Origin of the sequence: Comamonas sp., assembly GCF_036643215.1 — a bacterium.
Taxonomy (GTDB): domain Bacteria; phylum Pseudomonadota; class Gammaproteobacteria; order Burkholderiales; family Burkholderiaceae_C; genus Comamonas.
On record NZ_JAVXSJ010000075.1, the window covers coordinates 1 to 3,859 of the forward strand.

Genomic DNA, 3,859 nt, shown 5'->3' on the forward strand with positions numbered 1-3,859 from the left:
GCAGAACTCTCAAAGTAAAGAGGTTTACATGTACGCGGTCATAAAAACCGGCGGCAAGCAATATCGTGTTGCTGCTGGCGAAAAAATTAAAGTAGAACAGATTGCTGCGGACGTAGGCCAGGAAATTGTGATCGATCAAGTTTTGGCAGTCGGCAACGGCTCCGAAATCAAGATCGGCGCTCCCCTGGTGTCCGGCGCAACTGTGAAGGCAACTGTGGTTGCTCACGGTAAGCACGACAAAGTGCACATCTTCAAGATGCGTCGTCGTAAGCACTATCAAAAACGTCAAGGCCACCGTCAACAGTTCACCGAACTGCAAATCGTGGCAATTGCTGCTTAAATAGGAGCTGAGTCATGGCACAGAAAAAAGGCGGCGGCTCTACGCGCAATGGACGTGATTCCAAGCCAAAAATGCTGGGCGTGAAGGCCTTTGGTGGCGAGCTGGTGACAGCTGGTTCCATCATCGTGCGTCAGCGCGGCACCAAGTTCCACCCCGGTGAGAACGTGGGCGTGGGCAAGGATCACACCCTGTTTGCACTCGTTGACGGCCACGTGTCGTTCGCAGTGAAGGGCGCGCTGTCCAAGCAAACAGTCAACATCTCGGCTGCATAAGTCGTATTTGACTCCAACAAAGCCCCGACTTGTCGGGGCTTTGTTGTTTGAAAAGGCTCCAGTTGACAGGTGGGGCATGGAATTGATCACGTAAAAGTGTGACCTGAGGCTTCTGGTTCACACTGATTTTGTAGACTGGATGCCTTATGAAGTTCGTTGACGAAGCTTTTATCGACATTTCCGCTGGTGACGGTGGCAATGGGTGCGTGTCTTTCCGGCACGAAAAATACAAAGAATTTGGCGGCCCCGACGGTGGTGACGGTGGCCGTGGCGGTCACGTGTATGCCGTGGCCGACGAGAACCTGAACACGCTGGTGGACTACCGCTACTCGCGTCGTCACGATGCCAAGCGTGGTCAGCACGGTATGGGTTCCGATATGTTTGGCGCTGCGGGCGACGACATTACGCTGAATATGCCCGTGGGCACCATCATCAGCGATGCCGATACTGGCGAAGTGCTGTTTGAATTGCTGGAGGCCGGACAGGTCATCACCATTGCCAAGGGCGGCGATGGTGGTTTTGGCAATCTGCGCTTCAAGAGCGCTATCAACCGTGCTCCACGCCAGAAGACCCCCGGTTTTCCCGGCGAGCGTCGCAATCTGAAGCTGGAGCTGAAGGTGCTGGCCGACGTGGGTCTGCTGGGTATGCCCAATGCGGGCAAGTCCACCTTCATCACGGCCGTGTCCAATGCGCGCCCCAAGATTGCGGACTACCCTTTCACCACCTTGCACCCCAATCTGGGTGTGGTGCGTGTGGCTGCTGAGCAGAGCTTTGTAGTGGCCGATATTCCGGGTCTGATCGAAGGTGCCTCTGAAGGTGCTGGTCTGGGTCACCTGTTCCTGCGCCACCTGCAGCGCACGCGTCTGTTGCTGCATGTTGTGGATATTGCACCGTTTGACGAAGGCGTGGACCCTGTCGAGCAGGCCAAGGCCATTGTGAGCGAGCTGAAGAAATACGACGCAGACCTCTACAACAAGCCTCGCTGGGTGGTGCTCAACAAGCTGGACATGGTTCCTGTGGAAGAGCGTGCAGCCAAGGTCAAGGACTTCGTCAAGCGCTTCAAGTGGAAGGGCCCGGTCTATGAGATCTCGGCGCTGACCCGCGAAGGCTGCGAGCCGCTGATCCGCAAAATCTTCGAGCATGTGCACAACCAGCAACTGTCTGAGCAGGCTCCCAAGGAAGTGGATCCTCGTTTTGTGGGAGGCGAGGATTCTGAGTTGGATATGACCGATCCCCGTTTCGCATCCTACGATCCGGAATAAGCTAGGCGGTATACCCTGCAGCGCACTTGGTGCGCTGTTTTGCTTTTAATTTCATAGCTTTTAGCGCTTGCTGCATAAGCGTTAGAGGCCTAAAACACTGTAAATCCTCATGTCTTCCAATGTGTTGCGTGATGCACATCGCATCGTGGTCAAGGTCGGCTCCAGTCTGGTGACCAATGAAGGTCGAGGGCTGGATGAGGCGGCCATTGAGGAGTGGAGTCGTCAGCTGGCGGCTCTGGTGCAAGGCAAAGATGGCGTCAAGCGCGAAGTCATCATGGTCTCCAGCGGTGCCATTGCCGAAGGCATGAAGCGCCTGGGCTGGGCCACGCGCCCGACCGTGGTGCATGAATTGCAGGCCGCTGCAGCTGTTGGGCAGATGGGCCTGGCCCAGATGTACGAGACCAAGCTGCGCGAAGAGGGCGTGCCCAGCGCGCAGGTGCTGCTGACCCATGCCGACCTGGCTGACCGTGAACGCTACCTGAATGCGCGCACCACGCTGCTCACGCTGCTGCAGCTGGGCGTGGTGCCTGTCATCAACGAGAACGATACGGTCGTCGTCGATGAAATCCGTTTTGGTGACAACGACACGCTGGGCGCGCTGGTCGCTAATCTGGTCGAGGCGGATGCACTGGTGATCTTGACCGACCAGCGCGGCCTTTACAGCGCTGATCCGCGCAAGAACCCCGATGCCAAGTTCATCGACGTGGCTGAAGCCGGCAACCCTGAGCTGGAAGCCATGGCGGGCGGCGCGGGCCTTTCCATTGGCACCGGCGGCATGATCACCAAGATTCTGGCGGCCAAGCGTGCCGCAGGCTCGGGTGCATCGACGGTGATTGCCTGGGGGCGTGAAAAAGACGTGCTGCTGCGCTTGACGCGTGGTGAATCCATTGGCACTTTGTTGATGACGCATACGCACAAGACGCAGGCGCGCAAGCAGTGGATTGCAGACCATCTGCAGCTGCGCGGCTCGGTGACGGTGGATGCGGGCGCTGCGCTCAAGCTGCGAGACGAAGGCAAGAGCCTGCTGCCCATCGGCATGATTGCCGTGGAGGGTGACTTCTCTCGCGGAGAAGTGATTGCCGTGCGCGATGAGGGCGGTGTTGAGATTGCCCGTGGTCTGGCCAGCTATGCCAGCGCCGAGGCAAGGCTGCTGTGCCGTAAGAGCTCCTCAGAGATTGAGTCTCTGCTTGGCTACTCGGCTGGCCCAGAGATGATGCACCGCGACAATATGGTGGTGACAGGGCTCTGAGCGCCTGTTGCTTCAACAAAAAAGCCGTAATGCAGGTGATGCATTACGGCTTTTTTCATTGCAAAGGCTTGTTGTCCTGCTGATTGTTGATGCTTGTCTGCGGATCCGGGTCAAAACTGGCGCCAGGCGGCAGCTCGATTCCTGGATTGATGCGAAAGCTTCCAGTCCGTGCGGGATACAGAGCTGGCGCCTGATGCGCAGATTGCACTGCGCCCGGCTGGCCTGTCTCCTGCTCGCGTGGCCGCATGCCACTGCGCAGATAACGATTGCGCTGCTGCTCGCTGCGCGGCAGAAACCGCGCAAGCTCGGTCAGAGCCATCTCATACACACCGCGTTTGAACTCTACGACTACATCGAGTGGAACCCAGTAATCGTTCCAGCGCCAGGCATCGAACTCGGGGTGGTCAGTCGCACGAAGGTTTAAATCCCAGTCGTGCCCGACCAATTGAAGCAAAAACCATATCTGCTTCTGGCCTTTGTAATGCCCGCGAGCGTCGCGGCGGATATACCTGTCTGGCACCTCATAGCGCAACCAGTCCCTAGTGCGGGCAACCACGCGAACGTGATTGGGCTTCAGCCCCACCTCCTCGTGCAGTTCACGGAACATGGCCTGCTCGGGCGTCTCGCCCCGGTCAATACCACCTTGCGGAAACTGCCAGCTGTGGGTGCGAATGCGTTTTCCCCAGAACACCTGGTTTCTTTGGTTGAGCAGGATGATGCCGACGTTCGGGCGAAA

Annotated in this window: 5 protein-coding genes; 4 read left to right on the forward strand and 1 reads right to left on the reverse strand. The window is 57.7% G+C overall.

Annotation, left to right across the window (positions count from 1 at the left end; translation table 11 throughout):
• Positions 1 to 28 precede the first annotated feature (28 nt).
• The 4 genes from rplU (at position 29) to proB (ending at position 3,123) form a co-directional block, all read left to right on the forward strand.
• On the forward strand, positions 29 to 340 hold the full coding sequence (gene rplU / locus RSF91_RS19630) for a 50S ribosomal protein L21 (RefSeq protein WP_099738605.1): 312 nt from the start codon (positions 29 to 31) through the stop codon (positions 338 to 340).
• A 14-nt stretch (positions 341 to 354) separates the two neighbouring features.
• Positions 355 to 612, forward strand: coding sequence for a 50S ribosomal protein L27 (gene rpmA / locus RSF91_RS19635; protein ID WP_099738603.1), 258 nt, complete (start codon positions 355 to 357; stop codon positions 610 to 612).
• Positions 613 to 758: 146 nt separating this feature from the next.
• On the forward strand, positions 759 to 1,874 hold the full coding sequence (gene cgtA / locus RSF91_RS19640; protein WP_099738602.1) for an Obg family GTPase CgtA: 1,116 nt from the start codon (positions 759 to 761) through the stop codon (positions 1,872 to 1,874).
• 109 nt (positions 1,875 to 1,983) lie between these two features.
• The gene (proB, locus tag RSF91_RS19645) at positions 1,984 to 3,123 is read left to right on the forward strand and encodes a glutamate 5-kinase (RefSeq protein WP_332569979.1); all 1,140 of its coding nucleotides are present in this window, start codon (positions 1,984 to 1,986) and stop codon (positions 3,121 to 3,123) included.
• Between the two features lie 55 nt (positions 3,124 to 3,178).
• On the opposite strand, the gene RSF91_RS19650 is transcribed toward proB, so the two are convergent.
• A partial coding sequence (locus RSF91_RS19650; protein ID WP_332569980.1) for an RNA pyrophosphohydrolase occupies positions 3,179 to 3,859 on the reverse strand: 681 nt, incomplete at its 5' end.